General features: G+C 72.7%; 24 protein-coding genes and 1 tRNA gene. 9 read left to right on the forward strand and 16 right to left on the reverse strand.

Annotation, left to right across the window (positions count from 1 at the left end; genetic code table 11):
• Nucleotides 1-2: 2 nt before the first annotated feature.
• Both BSL84_RS16595 and nth read right to left on the reverse strand, forming a co-directional pair.
• Nucleotides 3-725, reverse strand: a complete 723-nt coding sequence (locus tag BSL84_RS16595; RefSeq protein ID WP_079273216.1) for an NUDIX hydrolase — start codon at nucleotides 723-725, stop codon at nucleotides 3-5.
• A 99-nt stretch (nucleotides 726-824) separates the two neighbouring features.
• Complete coding sequence (nth, locus tag BSL84_RS16600; protein ID WP_420711105.1) at nucleotides 825-1,664, reverse strand: endonuclease III; 840 nt, start codon at nucleotides 1,662-1,664, stop codon at nucleotides 825-827.
• Between the two features lie 288 nt (nucleotides 1,665-1,952).
• Between nth and BSL84_RS16605 the strand changes: the two genes are divergently transcribed.
• Both BSL84_RS16605 and BSL84_RS16610 read left to right on the forward strand, forming a co-directional pair.
• On the forward strand, nucleotides 1,953-2,627 hold the full coding sequence (locus BSL84_RS16605) for a Crp/Fnr family transcriptional regulator (RefSeq protein WP_030027155.1): 675 nt from the start codon (nucleotides 1,953-1,955) through the stop codon (nucleotides 2,625-2,627).
• A gap of 176 nt (nucleotides 2,628-2,803) precedes the next feature.
• Nucleotides 2,804-3,265 (forward strand): hypothetical protein, encoded by a 462-nt coding sequence (locus BSL84_RS16610; RefSeq protein ID WP_324609995.1) that lies wholly within the window; start codon nucleotides 2,804-2,806, stop codon nucleotides 3,263-3,265.
• On the opposite strand, the gene BSL84_RS16615 is transcribed toward BSL84_RS16610, so the two are convergent.
• The 5 genes from BSL84_RS16615 to BSL84_RS35505 all read right to left on the reverse strand — a co-directional run bounded on the left by BSL84_RS16615 (nucleotide 3,246) and on the right by BSL84_RS35505 (nucleotide 6,133).
• Entirely contained in the window at nucleotides 3,246-3,548 is a 303-nt protein-coding gene (locus BSL84_RS16615; protein WP_199838729.1) for a hypothetical protein, read from the reverse strand. The two genes, BSL84_RS16610 and BSL84_RS16615, sit on opposite strands and share 20 nt — an antisense overlap.
• On the reverse strand, nucleotides 3,545-4,390 hold the full coding sequence (locus BSL84_RS16620) for an MBL fold metallo-hydrolase (RefSeq protein WP_030027159.1): 846 nt from the start codon (nucleotides 4,388-4,390) through the stop codon (nucleotides 3,545-3,547). The genes BSL84_RS16615 and BSL84_RS16620 overlap by 4 nt, the downstream gene beginning before the upstream one ends.
• The gene (locus tag BSL84_RS16625) at nucleotides 4,387-5,289 is read right to left on the reverse strand and encodes an NUDIX hydrolase (protein WP_045320852.1); all 903 of its coding nucleotides are present in this window, start codon (nucleotides 5,287-5,289) and stop codon (nucleotides 4,387-4,389) included. The genes BSL84_RS16620 and BSL84_RS16625 overlap by 4 nt, the downstream gene beginning before the upstream one ends.
• Nucleotides 5,290-5,501: 212 nt before the next feature.
• Nucleotides 5,502-5,975 carry a RidA family protein gene (locus BSL84_RS16630; protein WP_030033188.1) on the reverse strand — a complete coding sequence of 158 codons (474 nt, stop codon included), beginning with the start codon at nucleotides 5,973-5,975 and terminating at the stop codon, nucleotides 5,502-5,504.
• Nucleotides 5,972-6,133: a DUF4177 domain-containing protein gene (locus BSL84_RS35505; RefSeq protein WP_007264966.1), complete on the reverse strand. Its 162-nt coding sequence runs from the start codon at nucleotides 6,131-6,133 to the stop codon at nucleotides 5,972-5,974. Before BSL84_RS35505 ends, BSL84_RS16630 begins: the two co-directional genes overlap by 4 nt.
• Before the next feature lie 72 nt (nucleotides 6,134-6,205).
• Between BSL84_RS35505 and BSL84_RS16640 the strand changes: the two genes are divergently transcribed.
• A complete protein-coding gene (locus tag BSL84_RS16640) occupies nucleotides 6,206-7,186 on the forward strand; it encodes an ArsA family ATPase (protein ID WP_075970642.1) in 981 nt (326 codons plus the stop codon).
• Nucleotides 7,183-8,505 (forward strand): ArsA family ATPase, encoded by a 1,323-nt coding sequence (locus BSL84_RS16645; RefSeq protein WP_075970643.1) that lies wholly within the window; start codon nucleotides 7,183-7,185, stop codon nucleotides 8,503-8,505. Before BSL84_RS16640 ends, BSL84_RS16645 begins: the two co-directional genes overlap by 4 nt.
• Before the next feature lie 27 nt (nucleotides 8,506-8,532).
• Here BSL84_RS16645 and BSL84_RS16650 read toward each other — a convergent pair whose 3' ends face one another.
• Nucleotides 8,533-8,883 carry a WhiB family transcriptional regulator gene (locus BSL84_RS16650; RefSeq protein ID WP_030027220.1) on the reverse strand — a complete coding sequence of 117 codons (351 nt, stop codon included), beginning with the start codon at nucleotides 8,881-8,883 and terminating at the stop codon, nucleotides 8,533-8,535.
• 385 nt (nucleotides 8,884-9,268) lie between these two features.
• Between BSL84_RS16650 and BSL84_RS16660 the strand changes: the two genes are divergently transcribed.
• Nucleotides 9,269-11,566 (forward strand): transglycosylase domain-containing protein, encoded by a 2,298-nt coding sequence (locus BSL84_RS16660; RefSeq protein ID WP_045320856.1) that lies wholly within the window; start codon nucleotides 9,269-9,271, stop codon nucleotides 11,564-11,566.
• Nucleotides 11,567-11,666: 100 nt separating this feature from the next.
• Here BSL84_RS16660 and BSL84_RS16665 read toward each other — a convergent pair whose 3' ends face one another.
• Nucleotides 11,667-12,128, reverse strand: coding sequence for a GatB/YqeY domain-containing protein (locus BSL84_RS16665; RefSeq protein WP_030027218.1), 462 nt, complete (start codon nucleotides 12,126-12,128; stop codon nucleotides 11,667-11,669).
• 67 nt (nucleotides 12,129-12,195) lie between these two features.
• Between BSL84_RS16665 and BSL84_RS16670 the strand changes: the two genes are divergently transcribed.
• Both BSL84_RS16670 and BSL84_RS16675 read left to right on the forward strand, forming a co-directional pair.
• Entirely contained in the window at nucleotides 12,196-13,134 is a 939-nt protein-coding gene (locus tag BSL84_RS16670; RefSeq protein WP_030027217.1) for a metallophosphoesterase, read from the forward strand.
• A 100-nt stretch (nucleotides 13,135-13,234) separates the two neighbouring features.
• Nucleotides 13,235-13,308, forward strand: a tRNA-Pro gene (locus tag BSL84_RS16675).
• A 70-nt stretch (nucleotides 13,309-13,378) separates the two neighbouring features.
• Here BSL84_RS16675 and BSL84_RS16680 read toward each other — a convergent pair.
• The 5 genes from BSL84_RS16680 to BSL84_RS36120 form a co-directional block, all read right to left on the reverse strand.
• Nucleotides 13,379-13,657 carry a hypothetical protein gene (locus tag BSL84_RS16680; protein WP_030027214.1) on the reverse strand — a complete coding sequence of 93 codons (279 nt, stop codon included), beginning with the start codon at nucleotides 13,655-13,657 and terminating at the stop codon, nucleotides 13,379-13,381.
• 50 nt (nucleotides 13,658-13,707) lie between these two features.
• A complete protein-coding gene (locus BSL84_RS16685; protein WP_045320857.1) occupies nucleotides 13,708-14,208 on the reverse strand; it encodes a DUF5956 family protein in 501 nt (166 codons plus the stop codon).
• A 71-nt stretch (nucleotides 14,209-14,279) separates the two neighbouring features.
• Entirely contained in the window at nucleotides 14,280-14,864 is a 585-nt protein-coding gene (locus BSL84_RS16690; protein ID WP_075970644.1) for an HD domain-containing protein, read from the reverse strand.
• A 6-nt stretch (nucleotides 14,865-14,870) separates the two neighbouring features.
• Nucleotides 14,871-16,172, reverse strand: coding sequence for a cytosine deaminase (gene codA / locus BSL84_RS16695; protein WP_234363472.1), 1,302 nt, complete (start codon nucleotides 16,170-16,172; stop codon nucleotides 14,871-14,873).
• Nucleotides 16,173-16,277: 105 nt separating this feature from the next.
• Nucleotides 16,278-16,445, reverse strand: a complete 168-nt coding sequence (locus BSL84_RS36120) for a hypothetical protein (protein ID WP_158879751.1) — start codon at nucleotides 16,443-16,445, stop codon at nucleotides 16,278-16,280.
• An 86-nt stretch (nucleotides 16,446-16,531) separates the two neighbouring features.
• Here BSL84_RS36120 and BSL84_RS16700 point away from each other — a divergent pair, with 86 nt between their 5' ends.
• Both BSL84_RS16700 and BSL84_RS16705 read left to right on the forward strand, forming a co-directional pair.
• Nucleotides 16,532-18,343: a S9 family peptidase gene (locus BSL84_RS16700; protein ID WP_075970646.1), complete on the forward strand. Its 1,812-nt coding sequence runs from the start codon at nucleotides 16,532-16,534 to the stop codon at nucleotides 18,341-18,343.
• 37 nt (nucleotides 18,344-18,380) lie between these two features.
• Complete coding sequence (locus BSL84_RS16705) at nucleotides 18,381-19,247, forward strand: SURF1 family protein (RefSeq protein WP_045320860.1); 867 nt, start codon at nucleotides 18,381-18,383, stop codon at nucleotides 19,245-19,247.
• Here the strand turns inward: BSL84_RS16705 and BSL84_RS36125 are convergent.
• Both BSL84_RS36125 and BSL84_RS36540 read right to left on the reverse strand, forming a co-directional pair.
• Nucleotides 19,214-20,299: a hypothetical protein gene (locus tag BSL84_RS36125; protein ID WP_075970647.1), complete on the reverse strand. Its 1,086-nt coding sequence runs from the start codon at nucleotides 20,297-20,299 to the stop codon at nucleotides 19,214-19,216. The two genes, BSL84_RS16705 and BSL84_RS36125, sit on opposite strands and share 34 nt — an antisense overlap.
• The gene (locus tag BSL84_RS36540; RefSeq protein ID WP_075970648.1) at nucleotides 20,296-21,099 is read right to left on the reverse strand and encodes a SigE family RNA polymerase sigma factor; all 804 of its coding nucleotides are present in this window, start codon (nucleotides 21,097-21,099) and stop codon (nucleotides 20,296-20,298) included. The genes BSL84_RS36125 and BSL84_RS36540 overlap by 4 nt, the downstream gene beginning before the upstream one ends.
• Nucleotides 21,100-21,142: the final 43 nt, after the last annotated feature.

Raw genomic sequence — 21,142 nt, forward strand, 5'->3', positions numbered from 1 at the left:
TCTCACGCGTGCCAGTCGAGCGGGACCTGGCGTGATCGGTCCCACGGACGTTCCCAGCCGGCGAAGTGCAGGATCCGGTCGATCACGCCGGCCGTGAAACCCCAGACGAGGGCCGATTCGACGGCGAAACCGGGCCCCAGGTGGCCCCGCGGGTGGACGGTCGTGACCCGGTGCTCGGGGTCCGTGAGATCGGACACGGGGACCGTGAACACCCGGGCCGTCTCGGCCGGGTCCACGGCGCCGACGGGGGTCGGGGTGTGCCACCAGCCCAGGACCGGCGTCACGACGAACTCGCTGACCGGGATGTAGAGCCGGGGCAGCACCCCGAAGAGCTGGACGCCGGAGGGGTCGAGGCCGGTTTCCTCCTCGGCCTCGCGCAGCGCGGCCCGAAGCGGGCCGGTGGTCTGCGGATCCCCGTCCTGCGGGTCCAGGGCACCGCCCGGGAAGGAGGGCTGGCCCGCGTGTGAGCGGAGGGTGCCGGCGCGCTCCATCAGCAGCAGCTCCGGGCCCCGGGCCCCCTCGCCGAAGAGGATCAGGACGGCGGACTGCCGCCCCCGTCCGTCCTCGGGCGGCAGGAACCGGCTCAGCTGCCGAGGCTCCACGGTCCGGGCGGCCTTGACGACGGGATCGAGCCAGTCGGGCAGCCCGGCGGTGGTGACGGCCGGTCCGCCCCCCTCGCGCACTCCCGCAGTGACCCCGGCCTCGTCCCGTGTACCGCGCGTCATAGGCACCTCTGTCCGCGTTCTACTGTCAACAGCGTCTCCCACACCGCAAACGCGGTCCGGGTACCGAATCGTTCCTGGGGCTCCCGCCCCGGATTCCCGCTACGGCTCCTGCGCCTCCGGCGCGGCGCCCGTGCCGAGCGGCGGCGCCGGCAGGCCCGGGTAGTCGGGGGGCGGGCTCAGCCGCTGGCCCGGCCGGCCGCCCTTCTCGTACTTGAGCAGCTTCACCGCCTTCTCCGGGTCCGTCTCGCCCTCCCCGTACGCCGGGCAGAGCGGCGCGATCGGGCAGGCCCCGCAGGCGGGCCTGCGGGCGTGGCAGATACGGCGGCCGTGGAAGACGACCCGGTGCGAGAGCATCGTCCACTCGCTCTTCGGGAAGATCGCGCAGATCTCCGCCTCGACCTTCTCCGGATCCTCCTGCTCGGTCCACTTCCAGCGGCGCACCAGCCGGCCGAAGTGGGTGTCCACGGTGATCCCGGGAACGCCGAACGCGTTGCCTAGGACCACGTTGGCGGTCTTGCGGCCTACACCCGGCAGCTTGACCAGGTCCTCCAGCCGGCCCGGTACCTTCCCGCCGTGCTCGTCCCGCAGCGCCTGCGACAGGCCCAGCAGCGACCGCGCCTTCATCCGGAAGAACCCGGTCGGGCGAATGAGCTCCTCCAGCTCCTCCGGGACGGCCGCGGCCATGTCCTCGGGGGTCGGATAGGCCGCGAAGAGGGCCGGGGTCGTCTGGTTCACCCGCAGGTCGGTGGTCTGCGCGGACAGCACCGTCGCCACGAGGAGCTCGAAGGGATTGCGGAAGTCGAGCTCCGGATGGGCGTACGGGTAGGTCTCGGCCAGCTCACGGTTGATGCGGCGCGCCCGGCGCACCATGGCCAGCCGGGATTCCGGCTTGGCCGGCTTCGGTTTCTTGGCCGAAACTTTGCCCTGAGGGGCCGTCACGGCCTTCGGGGGCGCCTTCGCGGGTGTTTGTTCGCCCACGGCTGAATTTTGGGCGTCCGTCACTCCTGCGGACCCCTTGGCCTGTGCTCTCACCGGCTTATTGGACACCCGGCCAGCCTAAGGCCGGGCGCTGACACCCGCCCGGACCTCAGGTAACACCACCCCGATTGGCCTCCCGCCGCACAGCACGCCCGTCCGTCCGGCATCCTTGTGATTGATCGCACTGTTTGAGCCGTCCGGCAAAATGGGGAGCGGTCCCCTGAGCAGGTCGACATAGGAGAGAGACTCGTGGACGACGTTCTGCGGCGCGCCCCGCTCTTCGCGGCGCTCGATGACGAGCAGGCCGCGGAGCTCCGCGCCTCCATGGGCGAGGTGACCCTCGCACGCGGCGACGCCCTGTTCCACGAGGGCGACCCCGGCGACCGGCTGTATGTCGTGACCGACGGCAAGGTGAAGCTGCACCGCACCTCCCCGGACGGCCGCGAGAACATGCTGGCCGTCCTCGGCCCCGGCGAGCTGATCGGCGAGCTGTCGCTCTTCGACCCGGGCCCGCGCACCGCCACCGCCACCGCGCTGACCGAGGTCAAGCTGCTCGGCCTCGGCCACGGCGACCTCCAGCCCTGGCTCAACGCACGGCCCGAGGTCGCGACCGCGCTGCTGCGCGCCGTCGCCCGGCGCCTGCGCAAGACCAACGACCAGATGTCCGACCTGGTGTTCTCCGACGTTCCCGGCCGCGTGGCCCGGGCGCTCCTGGACCTGTCGCGCCGCTTCGGCGTGCAGTCGGAGGAGGGCATCCACGTGGTGCACGACCTCACGCAGGAAGAGCTCGCACAGCTCGTCGGCGCCTCCCGCGAAACCGTGAACAAGGCCCTGGCCGACTTCGCGGGCCGCGGCTGGCTGCGCCTGGAGGCCCGCGCCGTGATCCTGCTGGACGTGGAGCGCCTCGCGAAGCGCTCCCGCTGACCTCTCCGGCATCCCGTCACAAGGGTCCTGTCCGCACCGGGCAGGGCCCTTCTGCGTGCCCGCCACAGCCCGCCACATCACGTCGCAGCACGTCGCCGGGCCGAGCCGCGGGGCCGCGTCCCCGAGCCCTGTGCCTCCTCGTACGCCGACCGGGCCGGCCCGTGCACAGTGGAAGCATGGAGCGCAGCGGTCTGGACGCCTACGGGTACGTCGAGCGGGAGGGCTCACTCGGACAGGTGCAGGGCGACTTCCGCGAGGTCGTGGCCGCCGCGCGCGAGCGCACGGCCGAGGCGTACGGGCGCCGGCTGCACAGCGCGTACCTGTACGGCTCCGTGCCGCGCGGGACGGCCCGGCCGGGGCGCTCCGGCCTCGGCCTGCTGCTCGTCCTGCAGCACGCGCCGTCGGACGACGACCGCGACACGGCCGAGGTCCTGTCGCGCGGCATCGACGAGGACTTCGAGCAGATCGGCGGGGTCCGCCTCCTGCTCCACGGCAAGGACGCCGTGTTGAGCGAGGAGGAACGATTCGACCTGGGCTGGTTCCTCGCCTGCCGGTGCACCCCGCTGCTCGGCGCCGACCTGGCCGAGCACCTGCCGCGCTACCGCCTGACCGCCCCGTCTAGCCCTGCTTCTCGGTGACGGCGAGCGCCTCGACGGCCGACTTGGCCTCCGCCAGACCCGCGCCGGTGGTGCTGCGGTAGGCCTTGATCGCCGCGATCGTCCGGTCCTCCCGGACCAGCGCCCGCACCTCGTCCATGCCCGCCGGCTCCGGCTCCTCGATGCCCAGGTGGTCCAGCAGCAGCGCCAGCCGGCGCTCCGCCCGGTCCGCCTGCGTCTGGAGGCTCTTCACGCGCAGCGACAGCGTCGAGGTGATCCACCCCGCGATGCCTATGAGCATGACGAGCAAGAACACAGTGTTCATTCGGGCCCTCCAGGGATCAGTCCGTGATCTTGAAGGTACTCAAGCTGGGCCTGTACGGACCACTGCGCCGCGGGCCACAGGGAGCGGTCCACGTCCGCGTACACCTGGGCGACGACCGCCTCGGGGGTGGTGAAGCCGTTCTCGACGGCCGTCTCGACCTGCGCCAGCCGGTGCGCCCGGTGGGCGAGGTAGTACTCGACGGCGCCCTGGGCGTCCTCCAGGACCGGCCCGTGCCCCGGCAGGACGGTGTGCACCCCGTCGTCCACGGTGAGCGAGCGCAGGCGGCGCAGGGAGTCCAGGTAGTCGCCGAGGCGGCCGTCGGGGTGCGCGACCACGGTGGTGCCGCGGCCGAGGATGGTGTCGCCCGTCAGCACCGCCCGGTCGGCAGGCAGGTGGAAGCAGAGCGAGTCGCTGGTGTGCCCCGGCGTCGGGACCACCCGCAGCTCCAGGCCGCCGGTCCGGATCACGTCACCGGCGGCCAGGCCCTCGTCGCCGAGGCGCAGGGCCGGGTCCAGCGCGCGGACCTTGCTGCCGGTGAGCTCGGCGAAGCGGCCGGCGCCCTCCGCGTGGTCGGGGTGGCCGTGGGTGAGCAGGGTGAGCGCGACCCGCTTGCCCGCCTCCTCGGCGGTGGCGATGACCGCCCGCAGGTGGGCCTCGTCCAGCGGGCCCGGGTCGATGACGACGGCGAGGTCCGAGCCGGGCTCGGACACCAGCCAGGTGTTGGTGCCGTCCAGGGTCATGGCGGAGGCGTTGGGGGCCAGGACGTTCACCGCGCGGGCGGTCGCCGGCCCGGAGGCGACGAATCCGCGGGGCTGTCCCGGCAGGGCGGCGGCGTCGCTCATGCGGGGCCTCCGGGGCGGTCGAGGCCCACGCGCTTGGTGAACTCGTCGTGGCCCGGCCAGCTGAGCACCACCTCCCCGCCCTCCAGCGCGGCCTGGGCCAGCACCGGGGCGAGGTCCTGGGCGGCGGCCGCGGCCAGCGCGTCCGCGGCGCTCCCGTACGGCTCCAGGGAGCGCAGGGTGGAGATGGTGGGCGGCATCATCAGCAGCTCGCCCTTGTCGTAGCCGTCGGCCGCGTCGGCCGGGCGGATCCAGACGGTCCGGTCGGCCTCGGTGGAGGCGTTGCGGGTGCGCTGGCCCTCGGGGAGGGCGGCGACGAAGAACCAGGTGTCGTAACGGCGCGGCTCGAACTCGGGGGTGATCCAGCGCGCCCACGCCCCGAGCAGGTCGGAGCGCAGCCACAGGCCGCGGCGGTCGAGGAAGTCCGCGAAGGACAGCTCCCGCGCCACGAGGGCCTGCCGGTCGGCCTCCCAGTCGTCGCCGGTGGTGTCGCCGACGACCGTGTCCGGGGCGGGGCCGGCGAGCAGGACGCCCGCCTCCTCGAAGGTCTCCCGTACGGCGCCGCACACGATGGCCTGGGCGGTGCGCGGATCGGTCCCGAGCCGGGCGGCCCAGTCAGCCTGGGAGGGCCCCGCCCAGCCGACGTGGTGCTCCTCGTCGCGCGGGTCGACGCCGCCGCCCGGGTAGGCGTACGCGCCGCCGGCGAAGGCCATGGAGGCCCGCCTGCGCAGCATGTGGACGACGGGTCCGCCGCCCGGGGTGTCGCGCAGGAGCATCACGGTGGCGGCGAGCCGCGGTTGCACCGGGGTGAGCGAGCCGTCCGCGAGCGCGCGGATGCGGTCGGGCCATTCGGGCGGGTACCACTGGCCCCCGGCGGGGTGCTGCTGCTGACCATTCGGCATGGCCGGATGCTACGGCCATCCGGCCCGATGTTCGAGGGCTCACCCGGCGCCCGGCGCGCGGCGGGCGTGTCCGTACGGCCCCGCACGGGGCCGGAAGCGCGCCGAAGCGGCCCCGGGGAGCCGGGGCTGCCGCAAGGGGAGCAGGACGGGACGGCGGGCGGCGCAGCCCCGGTGGGGGCAGCGCCCGCGTCCGTACCGCTCCCCCGCGGGAGTCAGGCCCCGGGGACCAGCTCGACCTGGATCTCGACCTCGACGGGCGCGTCGAGCGGCAGGACCGCCACGCCGACCGCGCTGCGGGCGTGGACGCCCTTGTCACCGAGGACGGCGCCCAGGAGCTCGCTCGCGCCGTTCAGCACGCCCGGCTGGCCCGTGAAGTCGGGGGCCGAGGCGACGAAGCCGACGACCTTCACGACGCGCGCGATCGTGTCGAGGTCGCCCACGACCGACTTGACTGCGGCCAGGGCGTTCAGCGCGCAGGTGGCGGCCAGTTCCTTGGCCTGCTCCGGCGAGACCTCGGCACCGACCTTGCCGGTGACCGGCATGCTGCCCTTGACCATCGGGAGCTGGCCCGCGGTGTAGACGTAGGCACCCGACCGCACGGCCGGCTGGTACGTGGCCAGCGGCGGGACGACCTCGGGCAGGGTCAGGCCGAGCTCGGCCAGCTTCGCGTCGACGACACCGCTCATGCCTTCTCCCGCTTGAGGTAGGCCACGAGCTGCTCGGGGTTGTTCGGGCCGGGCACGACCTGGACGAGCTCCCAGCCGTCCTCGCCCCAGGTGTCCAGGATCTGCTTGGTGGCGTGGACCAGCAGGGGGACCGTCGCGTATTCGAACTTCTTGGTCATGGGAGCGAGGGTAGTGCCTGAGATGCGGGGGTCATGCGCGCCCCGGGAGCCGAGTGGTTAGGCTCGGGCGATGTGAGCAGGCTCCAGGTGGTCAGCGGCAAGGGCGGCACCGGCAAGACCACGGTCGCCGCGGCACTCGCGCTTGCCCTCGCGCGCGAGGGCAGACGGACTCTTCTCGTGGAGGTCGAGGGCAGGCAGGGGCTCGCGCAGCTCTTCGGCGCCGAGGCGCTCCCCTACGAGGAGCGGAAGATCGCGGTGGCACCCGGCGGAGGCGAGGTGTTCGCGCTCGCCATCGACGCCGAACGGGCGCTGCTGGACTACCTCCAGATGTTCTACAAGCTCGGCTCGGCCGGACGCGCGCTCAAGAAGCTCGGCGCCATCGACTTCGCGACGACGATCGCCCCCGGGCTGCGCGACGTCCTGCTGACCGGCAAGGCGTGCGAGGCGGTGCGCCGCAAGGACAAGGCCGGCCGGTACGTCTACGACCACGTGATCATGGACGCGCCGCCGACCGGGCGCATCACCCGGTTCCTGAACGTCAACGACGAGGTGGCGGGCCTGGCCCGGTTCGGCCCGATCCACAACCAGGCGCAGGCCGTCATGAAGGTGCTCAAGTCCCCCGAGACAGCGGTGCACCTGGTCACCCTCCTGGAGGAGATGCCCGTCCAGGAGACCGCGGACGGCATCGCGGAACTGCGCGAGGCGGGGCTGCCGGTCGGCCGCGTCGTCGTCAACATGGTCCGCCCCCACCATCTCGACGAGGACACCCTGCGCACCGCGGCCGAGGAGCACCGGGCCGGGGTCGCGAAGGCGCTGTCCCGGGCCGGCCTGGGCGGCGCGCGCCGCGGCGGACTGGCCGAGCGGCTGGTCGAGCCGCTGCTCGCGCAGGCCGCCGAGCACGCCGGCCGGGTGGAGCTGGAGCGCGCGCAGCGCGCCGTACTGGCGGGCCTGGACATGCCGACGTACGAACTGCCCCTGCTCGGGGCGGGTATGGACCTGGCGGGGCTGTACGAGCTGGCCAAGGATCTCCGGAAGCAGTCGGTGGCCGAATGAGCCAGACGCACGAGGGACACAAGGGACACGAGGGACGCGAGGGAGTGGGCACCGTGGGTCTGGACACGCCGCCGCGGCTGGCGGTCGACCACCTGCTGGACGACCGGGAGACCCGCATCATCGTGTGCTGCGGTGCGGGCGGCGTCGGCAAGACCACCACGGCCGCGGCCCTGGGCGTACGGGCGGCGGCGCGCGGGCGGAAGGCGGTCGTGCTGACCATCGACCCGGCGCGGCGGCTCGCGCAGTCGATGGGCATCGACTCGCTGGACAACACCCCGCGCAAGGTCGCGACCGCCGGCGGGCCCCCAGGCGGGGGCGGCGGCGAGGGCGGGGACGGCGGCGGCGAACTGCACGCCATGATGCTGGACATGAAGCGCACCTTCGACGAGATCGTCGAAGCGCACGCGGACGCCGAGCGCGCCCGGGCCATCCTCGCGAACCCCTTCTACCAGTCGCTGTCGGCCGGCTTCGCGGGCACGCAGGAGTACATGGCGATGGAGAAGCTGGGGCAGTTGCGGGCCCAGGACGACTGGGACCTGATCATCGTGGACACCCCGCCGAGCCGGTCGGCGCTGGACTTCCTGGACGCGCCGAAGCGCCTCGGGTCCTTCCTGGACGGGAAGTTCATCCGGGTGCTGATGGCTCCGGCGAAGGTCGGCGGCCGAGCCGGGATGAAGTTCCTGAACGTCGGCATGTCGATGATGACCGGCACCCTCAGCAAGCTGATGGGCGCGTCGCTGCTGAAGGACGTGCAGACCTTCGTGGCGGCGATGGACACGATGTTCGGCGGTTTCCGCACGCGCGCCGACGCGACCTTCAGGCTGCTCCAGGCGCCCGGTACCGCCTTCCTCGTGGTCGCCGCGCCCGAACCGGACGCGCTGCGCGAGGCGGCGTACTTCGTGGAGCGGCTGGCCGCGGAGCGCATGCCGCTGGCCGGCCTGGTGCTGAACCGGGTGCACGGCAGCGGTGCCGACCAGCTGTCCGCCGAACGGGCGTTGGCCGCCGCAGAGAATCTTGAAGAAGGCGGCATTGTGGATCAGGAGTCCGGGAAAGCTGGACTTCGTGACACGGCCGCCGAACCCCCCGGCGCCGATGACGACACCACGGCCGTCGACCGGATCACGGCAGGACTGCTGCGCCTGCACGCCGAACGGATGCAGGTGATCGCGCGTGAGCAGCGCACGCGTGATCGCTTCACCTCGCTTCACCCCGAAGTGGCGGTGGCCGAAGTGGCCGCCCTGCCCGGCGATGTGCACGACCTCGCCGGGCTGCGGGCCATCGGAGAACGACTCGCGGCCGGGGTGCCGGCCGGAGCGTAGGCGTCGTACGGGTGACGGCCGCGTGCTCTACCCGGCTGCCGCGTACGTCTCGTACGCCACGTCCATCTCCGCGTCCGCATCCATGGTGAGGATGCCCGTGCTGCGCTCGTACTCCGTACGGGCGGTTTCGAGCAGCCGTCGCCACGAGGTGACGGTGGGACGTCGGCGCAGCAGCGCACGTCGTTCCCGCTCGGTCATTCCGCCCCACACGCCGAACTCGACGCGATTGTCGAGGGCGTCGGCCAGGCATTCGGTCCGCACCGGACATCCGGTGCACACCGCCTTGGCCCTGTTCTGTGCCGCTCCTTGAACGAACAGTTCATCCGGATCGGTAGTGCGGCAGGCTGCCTGCGCACTCCAGTCGGTAACCCAGCCCATCCCGGCGCCGTCCTCTCCCGAATCGAGGCTCCCCCACGGCGGTAGCGGCATATTCACCGCTGCCAGTTGAGGACGTTACGGAAGGCGGGCACAGTGCAACACCCCCGACGGGCCCAATCTTGAATGGTCCGAACGGACTATGGGTAAGCGGCAGATCACCCGACGGAGTGATCCAGCGACATGCCCGACCATTCCGACAATTCGGGTGCAATCGGCGGATCGAGTTCACAGGGGCGGCGAGATTCGGACATCAGTCCACCCCATTCGGGAAGGGTGAAAATCAAGCCGAGGGGTTGATGTAGCACCGGACTGCTGTGACAGTTGGGGACAGCTTAGGCCAAGGCATTCGCGCGTGTCCGGCGAATCAGAACGTAGGCTGCCCCCCATGGGAAAGAAGCGCTCGGGCGGCGGGCTCACCGGGAGCCAGCAGGCCGCCAAGTTCCTCGGGGTGTCCGTTCTCTCCGGCGTCGTGCTGGCGGGCATGGCGATTCCGGCTGCAGGCGCCCTGGGACTGGCCGCCAAGGGCACCGTCGAGGGATTCGACGAGATCCCGGCCAATCTCAAGACGCCGCCGCTGAGCCAGCGGACCACGATTCTGGACTCCGAGGGTGGCTTGATCGCCACCGTCTATTCACGCGACCGGCAGGTGGTCCCGCTCACGGCGATCTCCCCGTACATGCAGAAGGCGATCGTCGCGATCGAGGACTCGCGTTTCTACGAGCACGGCGCGGTCGACCTCAAGGGCATCCTGCGCGCGGTCAACCGCAACGCGCAGGAGGGCGGCGCGGCGCAGGGCGCGTCCACGCTCACCCAGCAGTACGTGAAGAACGTGTTCGTCGAAGAGGCCGGCGACGACGAGACCAAGGTCCGCGAGGCCCAGCAGAAGAGCCTCGGACGCAAGATCCGCGAGCTGAAGTACTCGATCCAGGTCGAGGAGGAGCTCGGGAAGAAGAAGATCCTGGAGAACTACCTCAACATCACGTACTTCGGCCAGCAGGCCTACGGCATCGAGTCGGCGGCCCAGCGCTACTTCAGCAAACCCGCCAAGGACCTCACGCTGGAGGAGTCCGCGCTGCTGGCGGGCGTCGTGCAGTCGCCGAGCCGCTACGACCCGGTGAACGACAACCAGGAGGCGACCAAGCGCCGCAACATCGTCCTCCAGCGGATGGCCGACACCAAGGACGTCTCCCAGGCGGAGGCCGACGCGGCGAAGGCCAAGCCGGTCACGCTGAAGGTCACCAGACCCAAGAACGGCTGCATCACCGCGGTCAAGGGCGCGGGCTTCTTCTGCGACTACGTGCGCAACACCTTCCTGACCGACCCGGTCTTCGGCAAGACGCGCGAGGAGCGGGCGAAGGTCTGGAACAAGGGCGGCCTGACCGTACGCACCACCCTGGACCCGCAGTCGCAGGACGCGGCCAACGAGTCGATCAAGGACCACGTCTACAAGGAGGACTCCATCGCGACGGCTGTGACCATGGTCCAGCCGGGCACCGGACGAGTGCTGGCGATGGGCCAGTCCAAGCCGTACGGCTTCGAGAAGAACGAGACCACGATCAACTACTCCGTGGACAAGCGGATGGGCGGATCGAACTTCGGCTTCCAGGTCGGCTCCACCTTCAAGCCGTTCATCGCCGCCGCCGCCCTGGAGCGGGGCATGCCGCCGACGAAGGTCTACGCCGCCCCGAACAAGATGGACTACCCGAGCCCGATCCCCCGCTGCGACGGCTCACAGTACGTCAACACCCGCAAGGAGGAAGCGGAGAACGAGACCGAGGACGAGATCGGCCCCTACGCGCTGCGCACGGCGATGGAGAAGTCCATCAACACCTACTTCGTCGAGATGATCGGCGAGATCGGGCTGTGCCCGGTGTCTGAGATGGCGCAGAAGCTCGGCGTGGTCCCGGCGAGCGGCGCCAAGCTGGCCGACGGCCCCGCCATCGCGCTCGGCTCGGAGGAGATGTCCCCGCTGACGATGGCCAACGCGTACGCGGCCTTCGCCAACCGCGGCGTCTACTGCACCCCGGTCGCCATCGAGTCGATCACCGACGCGCACGGCAAGGCGCTCGCCGTGCCCAAGAGCAGGTGCGAGCGGGCGATGTCGCAGAACACCGCCGACACCATCAACACCCTGCTGAGCGGTGTGGTCGACTCCGGCACCGGTGAGCGGGCCGGCCTGACCGACCGCGACAGCGCGGGCAAGACCGGTACGACGGACTCCCGGTACAACGCCTGGTTCGTGGGCTACACCCCGAACATCTCCGGCGCGGTGTGGGTCGGCTCGGGCGGCGCGAAGAAGATCACGATGGAGAACATCGAGATCGGCGGCAGGTCCTACGCCAAGGTCTTCGGCGGTGGCCTGCCCGGCCCCATCTGGAAGGACGCGGTCACCGGGGCGCTGTCCGGCCGCGAGGCCCTGCGCTTCGCCACGGTCCACATCGCCGAACCGAGCGTCCCCTCCGGCGGCTCCCGCGGCAACAAGCCGTCCACCAACCCGAACCGGCCCGGGAAGCCCGGCGACGGCAAGCCCGGCGGACGGCCGGGCGGCGAGACCGCGGGTCAGACAGGCGGCCCGGGCGGCGGCGCCACGGGCGGCGGTACCGGCGGACCGGACACCCCGTTCCCCGGCATCACGATCGACCCGGGCACCGTGATCGGCGGCCGCGACGGCCAGGGCCCGTAACCCGTAACGGACCCACGCGGCGACAGCATGAGGGAGGGGCCCCAGCCACATCCGGCTGGGGCCCCTCCCTCATGACGGTCCGCGACCGACTGTCCGCGTCCTACGAGAGCGCCTTCTTCACGGCGGCGGCGACACGCCCGCCCTCCGCCAGCCCGGCGACCTTCGGGGTCACGATCTTCATGACGGCGCCCATGGCCCGCGGACCCTCGGCACCCGCCGACCGGGCCTCCTCCACGGCCTCCGCCACGATCCCCGCCAGCTCCTCGTCGGTGAGCTGCTTGGGCAGGTAGGTGTCCAGGAACTCGCCCTCGGCGGTCTCGCGCGCGGCCTGCTCGGGACGACCGCCCTGGGCGAAGGCGTCCGCGGCCTCGCGGCGCTTCTTCGCCTCCTTGGCGATCACCTTGAGGACTTCCTCGTCGGAGAGCACACGGGCCTCCTTGCCCGCGACCTCCTCCTTGGTGATGGCGGCGAGGGTCAGGCGGAGCGTGGACGAGTGCAGCTCGTCGCGCGCCCTGATGGCGGTCGTGAGGTCTTCCTGGAGCTTGGCCTTGAGCGTGGTCATGCAGGTGAGTGTGCCAGGTACGGGGACGATGGTGCCCACCTGTTTTCGGGTCTGCGACGATGGGTCCATGCGTGCGCGTTACGGAGTACCCCTGAAAGCGGCTGCCGGAATCGCTGCGGTGGGGGCCGCGGGTGTGGCCTATGCCGCCGGTTTCGAGGCGCGGTCCTTCCGACTGCGCCGGGTCTCGGTGCCGGTGCTGCCCCGGGGGATGCGCCCGCTGCGCGTACTCCAGGTCTCGGACATCCACATGGTGGGCGGGCAGCGCAAGAAGCGCGCCTGGCTGCAGTCGCTGGCCGGCCTGCGCCCCGACTTCGTCGTCAACACCGGTGACAACCTCTCCGACACCGAGGGCGTCCCCGAGGTCCTCGACGCGCTGGGCCCGCTCATGTCGTTCCCCGGCGTGTACGTCTTCGGGTCGAACGACTACTACGGGCCGCGGCTGCGCAACCCCGGGCGCTACCTGGTCGAGAAGGTCCAGGGCCGGCACGGCCTGAACGGGAACAAGCCGGTCGTCGGCGCCGTGCACAACCCGTGGGAGGAGATGCGGGACGCCTTCGACGCGGCGGGCTGGCTGAACCTCACCAACACCCGGGCCCGGATGAAGCTGGAAGGCCTTGAGCTGGCCTTCACCGGGCTCGACGACCCGCACATCAAGCGGGACCGCTACGAGAGCGTCGCCGGCGGCCCGGAAGCGGACGCCGACTTCTCGCTGGCCGTGGTGCACGCACCGTACCTGCGCGTCCTGGAGTCCTTCACCGCCGACCGGTACCCGCTGATCCTGGCGGGCCACACCCACGGCGGGCAGCTGTGCATCCCCTTCTACGGCGCGCTGGTCACCAACTGCGACCTGGACACGAAGCGGGTGAAGGGCCTGTCCACGCACGAGGCGGCGGGCCACCGCTCCTACCTGCACGTCTCGGCCGGCTGCGGCACCAACCGCTTCACCCCGGTCCGCTTCGCGTGCCCGCCCGAGGCGACGCTCCTGACGCTGACCCCGAAGGAGTAGCCACCGCGCGCCCGCCCCGCGAAAACCGGATTTCGTCTCCGGCGAGAGGTCCGCTAAAGTAATCGATGTCGCCAGGACAGCAACACTTCAGGGCGACGATCGGGGTGTAGCGCAGCTTGGCAGCGCGCTTCGTTCGGGACGAAGAGGTCGTGGGTTCAAATCCCGCCACCCCGACAGAGTAAGACCAGGTCAAGGGCCTGATCCGTGGAAGCGGATCAGGCCCTTCCTGCGTTTGCGGCGCTCGTCAGTAGGGGCGGGGCGACATGATGTGGGGCTCGATGGCCGGGGCCTCGAAGACGCAGCGGGGGACGCCCGGGCCGGGGGTGGCGCGGACGGAGACCTTCGTCGGCGGGTCCGTCGGGAGCTCGACGCTCACGGTCACGGGGTGGTCGTGGTGCGTCGTCGCGTGGCCCGTCTCCTTGCCGTCGACGAGGACCTCGACGAGCGGGTCGGGGCCGGTCTGGACCGTGGCACTGACCGAGTGCCCGGCGTGGTCGATGTGGAAGTGATGCCGCCGTCGCATGAGGCCGCCTCCCGCCGCTGCCCCCACATGTCCAGGGTAGCCAACAGCTTCTACGAGCTCCCGTGGAGCGCGGCCAGCTCCGTACGGACCAGGTCCGGGAGGTCTGCCGGGGAGGGGTTCGCCGCGGCCAGGGCGGCGTCGAGGTGGTCGAGGACCGCCGCGACGGAGGTGAAGGGGCCGACCGGGCGGAGCAGCCAGATGCGGCCCCGGGGCCGGGGCGGGACGCCGAGGGCGGCGAGGGCTTCGTCGGCCTCCCGGTCGAGGTCGCGCAGGTCCCGCTCGGGCAGCGGGGCGCACTCCACACCGGTGATGTGGCCGTGCCCGTCGAGTGCGGTGTCCACCGCCCAGTGGGTGGAGCGGTCGGGGATCCAGGTGCGGGAACCCGGCGGCCACACGTACGGGAGGAAGGTCCAGCGCAGGTCCTCGGGGGCCGGCTCCCAGCCGAGCACCTCCAGCTCCCGCAGCTCGGGCAGCCGGTCCGGCTCCAGTTCGCTGCGGCCGGTGCGGCGCTGTGCGAGCGGGTGCGGTGTTCCGTCCTCGTCCCACGACATGCGGGCACGCTATCCGAAGCGGTGGCGGATCCGCGCGACCTGCGCCCGGCGCCGCAAGCGGCCGCGGCCCGTCAGGCGTCCAGGGGGTTGGCCGAGATCCGGCCGGCCGCGCCGCCCGCGACGTAGGCCGCGGCCGCGCAGTCGGGCTTGCGCCTGGCCTGGTCCTCGACGAGGGCGGTGAAGAGGGGACCGAAGCCGGCCCGCGGGTGGGCGTCGAGCAGGCGGGCCGTGAAGGAGGGGTCGAACTCGGCGACGCGCAGGCCGGAGACGTCGGCGCTCGTGCCCACCTGGAGGAGGTGGCTCTCCACGTCCTCGGCCGCGTCCACGTCGTCCCGCATGTGCAGGACGATGATCTCATCGGCGCGGGCGCGCCGGTCCGCCGGCCAGCCCAGGCCCGCGGTCAGGACGCGCGCCACGTGGCCGCCCGCCTCCTCGAAGGGCAGGGTGTGGCTGTCGAACGGCGCGGTCAGGCCGAGGTCGTGCAGGAGGGCCGCGACGTAGAAGAGCTCCTGGTCGTACTCCAGGCCGTGGTCGGCGGCGTAGCGTGCCCCGAAGGCGTAGGAGCGTACGGAGTGGTTCAGCAGCGCCGTGTCCGCGTACTCCGTCGCGATCTCCAGGGCGGCCCGGGCTGAAGGGGTGTCACATGTCCACGTCATGGCACGTCAGCGTAGGCGGCGGGTGAAGTCGACGTCCGACGGGGGCTCCCCAGGCCAGTTGAGCCGCGTCGGGGCGGGCGGGGTCTCGGCGAGGACGGAGCCGCGTGAGACCACGTACCGGGGGCGCACCTGCCGGCGGATCGCCTCCTCGGGCGAGGGCGCGGGCAGGAGCACGAAGGAGGCGGGGGCGCCCTCGGTGACGCCGTACTCGCCGGCGTCGAGGCCGAGGACGCGGGCCGCACGGTCCGTCACCATCGAGAAGGCGAGCGGGATGTCGTCGGCGCCGGTGAGCTGGGCGGCGTACAGGCCGACGAGGGCGGTCTGGAGCGGGTTGGCGGTGCCGAGGGCGTTCCACGGGTCCATCACGTCGTCGTGCCCGAAGGCCACGTTGACCCCGGCCCCCAGCATCTCCCGGACCTGGGTCAGCCCGCGCCGCTTGGGGTAGGCGTCGAAGCGCCCCTGGAGGTTGAGGTTGGCGAAGGGGTTGGCGACCAGGTTGATCCCCGAACGGGACAGCAGTCGCTGGAGTTTGAAGCTGTAGGCGCCGTTGTAGGAGCCCATGGCCGTGGTGTGGGAGGCGGTGGCGCGTTCGCGCAGGCCCGAGCGCAGCGCGAGGGAGGCCAGTACCTCCACGAAGCGGGACTGCTCGTCGTCGATCTCGTCGCAGTGGGCGTCCACGCGCAGCCCGTGCTCCTCGGCCACGGCGAAGGCGGTGTGCAGGGAGGCGACGCCGTCCTCTCGGGTGTCCTCGAAGTGCGGGATCGCCCCGACGACGTCCGCCCCGCGCGCGACGGCCTCGCGCAGCAGTGCCTCGCCGTCGGGGAAGGAGGCGATGCCCTCCTGGGGGAAGGCGACGATCTGCAGGGTCATCACGTCCCGCACCCGGTCGCGGACCTCCAGCAGCGCGTCGAGCGCGGTGAGGGACGGGTCGGTGACGTCGCAGTGGGTCCGGACGTGCAGCACGCCGTGGGCCGCCTGCCAGCGCAGCACCTCGGTGGCCCGTGCGACGACGTCCTCGCGGGTGAGGGTGCGCTTGCGCTCGCTCCAGCAGGCGATGCCCTCCCACAGGGTGCCGGAGGTGTTGGGCCGCGGCTCGCCGGCGGTCAGCGCCGTGTCGAGGTGGATGTGCGGTTCGACGAAGGGCGGGCTGAGCAGGGCGCCGTGCGCCTCGATGAGGACGCCGGTGGCCGGCGGTTCCTTCTGGTCGTCGTGAGGGACCACCCGCGCGATGCGGCCGTCCTCCCCGACCTCTACGTCGGACAGGCCTGGTGTGTGGAGCAGCCGGGCACCCCGGACGATCATCCGCATGGCGCCAGCGTACGGACGGCGGCGTACGGACGGCAGCGCCCAACCCCGCTCGGCGCGGCGCCCAGCCGCCCTCGGCGCAGCGCCCAACCCCGCTCGGCGCGGCGCTCAGCCGCGCTTGGCCTGGGCCTTCTGCTGCATGCCGCGCGTCTTCGCCGCCGTGGAGTGCGCGTCCCTGAACGCGGCCTTCGCACGGGCCTCGGCCGCCGTGTTCTTCGCCAGCGCGCGCTCGGAGTCCTGGTGGGCGTGGTGGCCGGTGCGAGCCTTCTTGGCCATGATCGTTCCTCCTTGGAGTACGGGTCCACTGTGCGCCCGTTCGGAGCAGTCGGCATCCCGGCGGGCGCTGCGGCAACAATGGGCGCATGACCAGCGACAGCGAGATCACCCCCGAGACGCCCGACTGGGAGAAGCGGTTCCGGGCGCCGCGCGTCGGGCTGCCCGACTGGGCGGAGGACGCCCCACACCGTTCGCTCTTCGTCTCCAACGCGACCGGCACCTTCGAGCTCTACGCCTGGGACCGGGCCACGGGTGTGCAGCGGCAGGCGACCGACCGCCCCAACGGCACGACGGACGGCGCCCTCTCCCCCGACGGCGAGTGGATCTGGTGGTTCTCCGACACCGACGGCGACGAGTTCGGCACGTGGGTGCGCCAGCCCTTCGCGGGCGGCCCGGACGAGCCGGCCACCCCCGGCCTGGAGCCCTCGTACCCGGCGGGTCTGGCCATCGGGCGCGACGGCACCACGGTCGTCGGGCGCTGCACCGACGAGGACGGCTCGACCGTCCACGTGGTCCGCCCGGACGGGTCCGCGCCCACGGTGATCTACCGGCACCGGGAGTCCGCCGGGGTCGGCGACCTGTCGCACGACGGGACGCTCGTGGCCGTCGAGCACACCGAGCACGGCGACGCCATGCACTCCGCCCTGCGCGTCCTCACCCTCGACGGGGCCACCGTCGCCGAGCTGGACGACTCCCGGGGCGGGACGCGGGAGCTCGGCCTGGAAGTGCTCGGCTTCGCCCCCGTGGCCGGTGACACCCGGCTGCTCATCGGCCACCAGCGGCGCGGCCGCTGGGAGCCGCTGGTGTGGGACGTGGCCACGGGCGCCGAGCAGGAGCTCGCGATCGACCTGCCGGGCGACGTCAGCGCCGAGTGGTACCCGGACGGCTCCGCCCTGCTGATCGCGCACAGTTTCGAGGCGCGCAGCGAGCTGTGGCGCTACGACCTGGCCGCCGGGGAGCTCGTACGGGTGGACACGCCGCCGGGGTCGGTGACGGCCGCCACGGCGCGGCCCGACGGGACGGTGGAGTACCTGTGGTCATCGGCCGCCGAGCCCTCGGCGGTACGGTCCACCGCGGGCGGCGTCGTCCTGGACCCGCCGGGCTTCCGGCCGCCCGGCTCGGTGCCGGTGGAGGACGCCTGGGTGGAGGGTCCGGGCGGCCGGATCCACGCGCTGGTGCAGCGTCCGACGGGCAGCGGCGACGGCCCCTTCCCGACCGTCTTCGAGATCCACGGCGGGCCGGCCTGGCACGACAGCGACGCCTTCGCCGCCGCCCCGGCGGCCTGGCTGGACCACGGCTTCGCGGTGGTCCGGGTCAACTACCGGGGGTCGACGGGCTACGGCCGCGCGTGGACGGACGCCCTCAAGCACCGGGTCGGGCTGATCGAACTGGAGGACATCGAGGCGGTCCGCGCGTGGGCGGTCTCCAGCGGCCTCGCGGACCCGGCGCGCCTGGTCCTCTCGGGCGGCTCCTGGGGCGGATACCTGACGCTGCTGGGCCTGGGCACGCAGCCCGGGGCGTGGGCCGTGGGCCTGGCCGCCGTACCGGTCGCGGACTACGTGACGGCCTACCACGACGAGATGGAAGCGTTGAAGGCGCTGGACCGCACGCTCTTCGGCGGGGCGCCGGAGGAGGTCCCGGACCGGTTCGAGGCGTCCTCGCCGCTGACGTACGTGGACCGGGTGACGGCCCCCGTGTACATCGCGGCCGGCGTCAACGATCCGCGCTGCCCGATCCGGCAGATCGACAACTACGTGGACCGGCTCGCGGCGCGCGGGGCGGTGCACGAGGTGTACCGGTACGACGCTGGGCACGGTTCCCTGGTCGTGGAGGAGCGGATCAAGCAGGTCCGGATGGAGCTTGAGTTCGCGCTGAAGCACCTGCCCGCCCGACCCTGAGGCCCGGTGGCCGGTGCACCCCCCGTACCGTGGTGGGGTGCACCGGTTTCTCCTGACCCCGCGCTGGTGGGGGATCAACGTCTTCGTCGCGCTCGCGGTCCCCTTCTGCCTGTTCATGGGGTCCTGGCAGCTCGGCCGGTTCGAGGCGCGCGTCGACAGCCACCGGGAGGCGAACGCCGAACGGCCCGCCGACCAGGTGGCCGCCCCCCTGGAGTCGCTGCTCCCGGTCGACACGCAGACGTCCGGGCGGCTGGCTTCCGCGTCCGGTGAGTACGGCGAGCAGATGCTGGTGCCCGAGCGGCGGCTGGACGGCGCGTCCGGTTTCTACGTCCTGACGCTGCTGAAGACCGATTCCGGCAAGGCCGTCCCGGTGGTCCGGGGCTGGCTGCCGGGTGTGGCGGACCCCGCGAAGGCGCCGGCGGCGCCGACGGGCCGGGTCGAGGTGACGGGGGCCCTCCAGGCCTCGGAGAACGCGGGCACGAAGGGCGTCCACGCCCAGGGCGGTCTGCCGTCCGGGCAGCTCGGCGTGATCGCGGCGGCCACGCTGGTCAACCTCGTCCCGCACGACCTGTACGACGCGTGGCTGACCGTGCAGGCCCCGGTGGACGGGATGCTCCCGGTGCCCGCGCAGGCTCCGACGAACACCGGCCTCGACCTGAAGGCCTTCCAGAACCTCGGCTACACCGGCGAGTGGTTCGTCTTCGTCGCCTTCGTGCTCTTCATGTGGTTCCGGCTCTACCGCCGCGAGGTGGAGACGCTGCGCGACGCGGAGGCGGGCCTGCTCGACCCGTCCTCCCCCGCCGCTGCCGGCTCTGCCGCTGCCGCCGACTCTGCCGCTGCCGCGGCCTCTGCCGCTGCCGCCCCGGAGGATCAGTCGTCGACCGGGATCGCACCCGTCCGGTAGACCGTGCCTCCGCAGGCGTCGGGGATCGACGTCCGCGTCGTCGCCGCACCGCCGGTCTGCGGGGTGTGGGACACCTCTACCACGCTCGGTGCCTGGGGCGCGGCCGTCTGGGACTCCGACGCCGCACCGCTGCCCAGGGTGCCCGACGCGCCTCCCGGGCCGGTCTGCGGCGGCGTGCCGCCCCCGGTCGAGCCTCCGGCCGTACAGGGCTCGCCCGGCGGCACCCACGCGAAGCGGACCTCGTAGGACTTGTTCGGCGGGAGCACGACCACCGGCGCCTCCGCCGACGGGTCGGGCAGCAGCCCGCTGCCCGGTCCGCCCGCCGTGTGGCCGACCACGGCGACCCCGGCGCCCGGGCCGAGTGTCGCGACGGGCGTGGAGGCGGCGGTCACGTTGTCCCGCCCGGTGACCGCGCAGCCCTGGGACGAGACGTTGGTGACCCGGAAGCCGCCCGCCACCCGGCCGTCGGCCTCCGGGTTGCGTACGTAGCCCACGACTCCGAGCTGCTCCGCTCCGCAGCCGGGCACGCCCGGCGCGGCGACGGGCGGCAGCGCGCCCGCCGTCGAGCCGGCCGCGGTGCCGGCCGGTCCGCCCGAGGTGCCGGTGCCCGACGGGCCGGACGTCGTGCCCTCGGACGGGGCGCCGCCCTGGGAGGGGTCCGGCTGCCCGGTGGCACCGCCCGCGTCGGGGGAGCCGCCGCGGGAGCCGCCGGCCTTCGGGTAGGAGCCGTAGCCGTTCTGGTGCGGGTCGGACGCGCCTCGCCGCTCCTCGCCGGAGTGTGCCTCATGGCCGGCCATGGCCTGGCGGTCCGTGGAGGTGCCGCCGTCGCCGCTGAGGTGCAGGGCGGTCGGGATCGCGGTCCCGGCGAGCAGCGCGGCCGCGGCCGCGCCGACGACGGCCCGGCGTCTGCGGGCCCGGCGGGCGGGGACGGCGTGGCGCAGCCGCTCCAGGGCGTCCTCCGAGGGCTGGAGGCCCTCGACGGCGCCGCGCAGGAGGATGCGCAGCTCCTCTTCGCCGCTCGCGCCGCCCGGCGCCGTGTTGTCGTCCATCATGACTGCGCAGCCTCCATCGCCACCCGCAGCGCGGCAATGCCCCGCGATCCGTACGCCTTGACCGAGCCGAGCGATATCCCGAGGGTCTCGGCGACCTGGGATTCCGTCATGTCCGCGAAATAGCGCAGCACCAGCACCTCGCGCTGGCGGCGCTGCAGCCCCCGCATCGCCTTGATCAGGTCGTCGCGTTCGAGCTGGTCGTAGGCGCCCTCTTCGGCGCTCGCCATGTCCGGCATGGGCTTCGAGAGCAGCTTGAGCCCGAGGATGCGCCGGCGCAGCGCGGAACGCGAGAGGTTCACGACGGTCTGGCGCAGGTACGCCAGGGTCTTCTCGCGGTCGCGGACCCGGTTGCGGGCCGAGTGCACCCGGATGAACGCCTCCTGCACCACGTCTTCGCAGGAGGCGGTGTCGTCGAGGAGGAGCGCGGCAAGGCCGAGGAGGGAGCGGTAGTGCGCCTGGTAGGTGGCCGTGAGGTGGTCGACGGTGGTGCCGGCCACCACGTCGGCCGCCGCGTCGGTCACGGCCGGCTCGGTCACGGCCGCGTCGGCCACGGCGGGCTGCGCCAGGGCCTCGGCCGTCGCGGCCGTGCCGGTCCCGTCCGCCTCGGAGCTGTCGCGCTGCGTGGGCACGAGGCCGCCCGTGGGTGGTGCGTCGGCCCGGGCGGGAGCCTCGGAGGTCCCCGCCGGCGGGACGGGAACGATCACGGGGAGACCGCCGCCGGGCGCGTCGAATTCACGGCGCGGCGGGAGGATCCCCGTGCGTGCCGGTAGGACGGCCAGTTCGAGCAGTGCCTCTGCCACGCCTGTAGGACACGCGTCCCCCCGTCAGGGTTGTACGCGCGTG

This window comes from Streptomyces sp. TN58 (genome assembly GCF_001941845.1).
GTDB lineage: Bacteria > Actinomycetota > Actinomycetes > Streptomycetales > Streptomycetaceae > Streptomyces.

Bases quoted from the DNA above. Each gene is read 5' to 3' on its own strand.
- BSL84_RS16595 (WP_079273216.1), bottom strand. From the start codon at position 725: ATGACGCGCGGTACACGGGACGAGGCCGGGGTCACTGCGGGAGTGCGC.
- BSL84_RS16610 (WP_324609995.1), top strand. From the start codon at position 2,804: ATGGAGCGCAGCGGTCTGGACGCCTACGGGTACGTCGAGCGGGAGGGC.
- BSL84_RS16615 (WP_199838729.1), bottom strand. From the start codon at position 3,548: ATGAACACTGTGTTCTTGCTCGTCATGCTCATAGGCATCGCGGGGTGG.
- BSL84_RS16620 (WP_030027159.1), bottom strand. From the start codon at position 4,390: ATGAGCGACGCCGCCGCCCTGCCGGGACAGCCCCGCGGATTCGTCGCC.
- BSL84_RS16625 (WP_045320852.1), bottom strand. From the start codon at position 5,289: ATGCCGAATGGTCAGCAGCAGCACCCCGCCGGGGGCCAGTGGTACCCG.
- BSL84_RS16630 (WP_030033188.1), bottom strand. From the start codon at position 5,975: ATGAGCGGTGTCGTCGACGCGAAGCTGGCCGAGCTCGGCCTGACCCTG.
- BSL84_RS35505 (WP_007264966.1), bottom strand. From the start codon at position 6,133: ATGACCAAGAAGTTCGAATACGCGACGGTCCCCCTGCTGGTCCACGCC.
- BSL84_RS16645 (WP_075970643.1), top strand. From the start codon at position 7,183: ATGAGCCAGACGCACGAGGGACACAAGGGACACGAGGGACGCGAGGGA.
- BSL84_RS16650 (WP_030027220.1), bottom strand. From the start codon at position 8,883: ATGGGCTGGGTTACCGACTGGAGTGCGCAGGCAGCCTGCCGCACTACC.
- BSL84_RS16660 (WP_045320856.1), top strand. From the start codon at position 9,269: ATGGGAAAGAAGCGCTCGGGCGGCGGGCTCACCGGGAGCCAGCAGGCC.
- BSL84_RS16665 (WP_030027218.1), bottom strand. From the start codon at position 12,128: ATGACCACGCTCAAGGCCAAGCTCCAGGAAGACCTCACGACCGCCATC.
- BSL84_RS16670 (WP_030027217.1), top strand. From the start codon at position 12,196: ATGCGTGCGCGTTACGGAGTACCCCTGAAAGCGGCTGCCGGAATCGCT.
- BSL84_RS16680 (WP_030027214.1), bottom strand. From the start codon at position 13,657: ATGCGACGGCGGCATCACTTCCACATCGACCACGCCGGGCACTCGGTC.
- BSL84_RS16685 (WP_045320857.1), bottom strand. From the start codon at position 14,208: ATGTCGTGGGACGAGGACGGAACACCGCACCCGCTCGCACAGCGCCGC.
- BSL84_RS16690 (WP_075970644.1), bottom strand. From the start codon at position 14,864: ATGACGTGGACATGTGACACCCCTTCAGCCCGGGCCGCCCTGGAGATC.
- codA (WP_234363472.1), bottom strand. From the start codon at position 16,172: ATGCGGATGATCGTCCGGGGTGCCCGGCTGCTCCACACACCAGGCCTG.
- BSL84_RS36120 (WP_158879751.1), bottom strand. From the start codon at position 16,445: ATGGCCAAGAAGGCTCGCACCGGCCACCACGCCCACCAGGACTCCGAG.
- BSL84_RS16700 (WP_075970646.1), top strand. From the start codon at position 16,532: ATGACCAGCGACAGCGAGATCACCCCCGAGACGCCCGACTGGGAGAAG.
- BSL84_RS36125 (WP_075970647.1), bottom strand. From the start codon at position 20,299: ATGATGGACGACAACACGGCGCCGGGCGGCGCGAGCGGCGAAGAGGAG.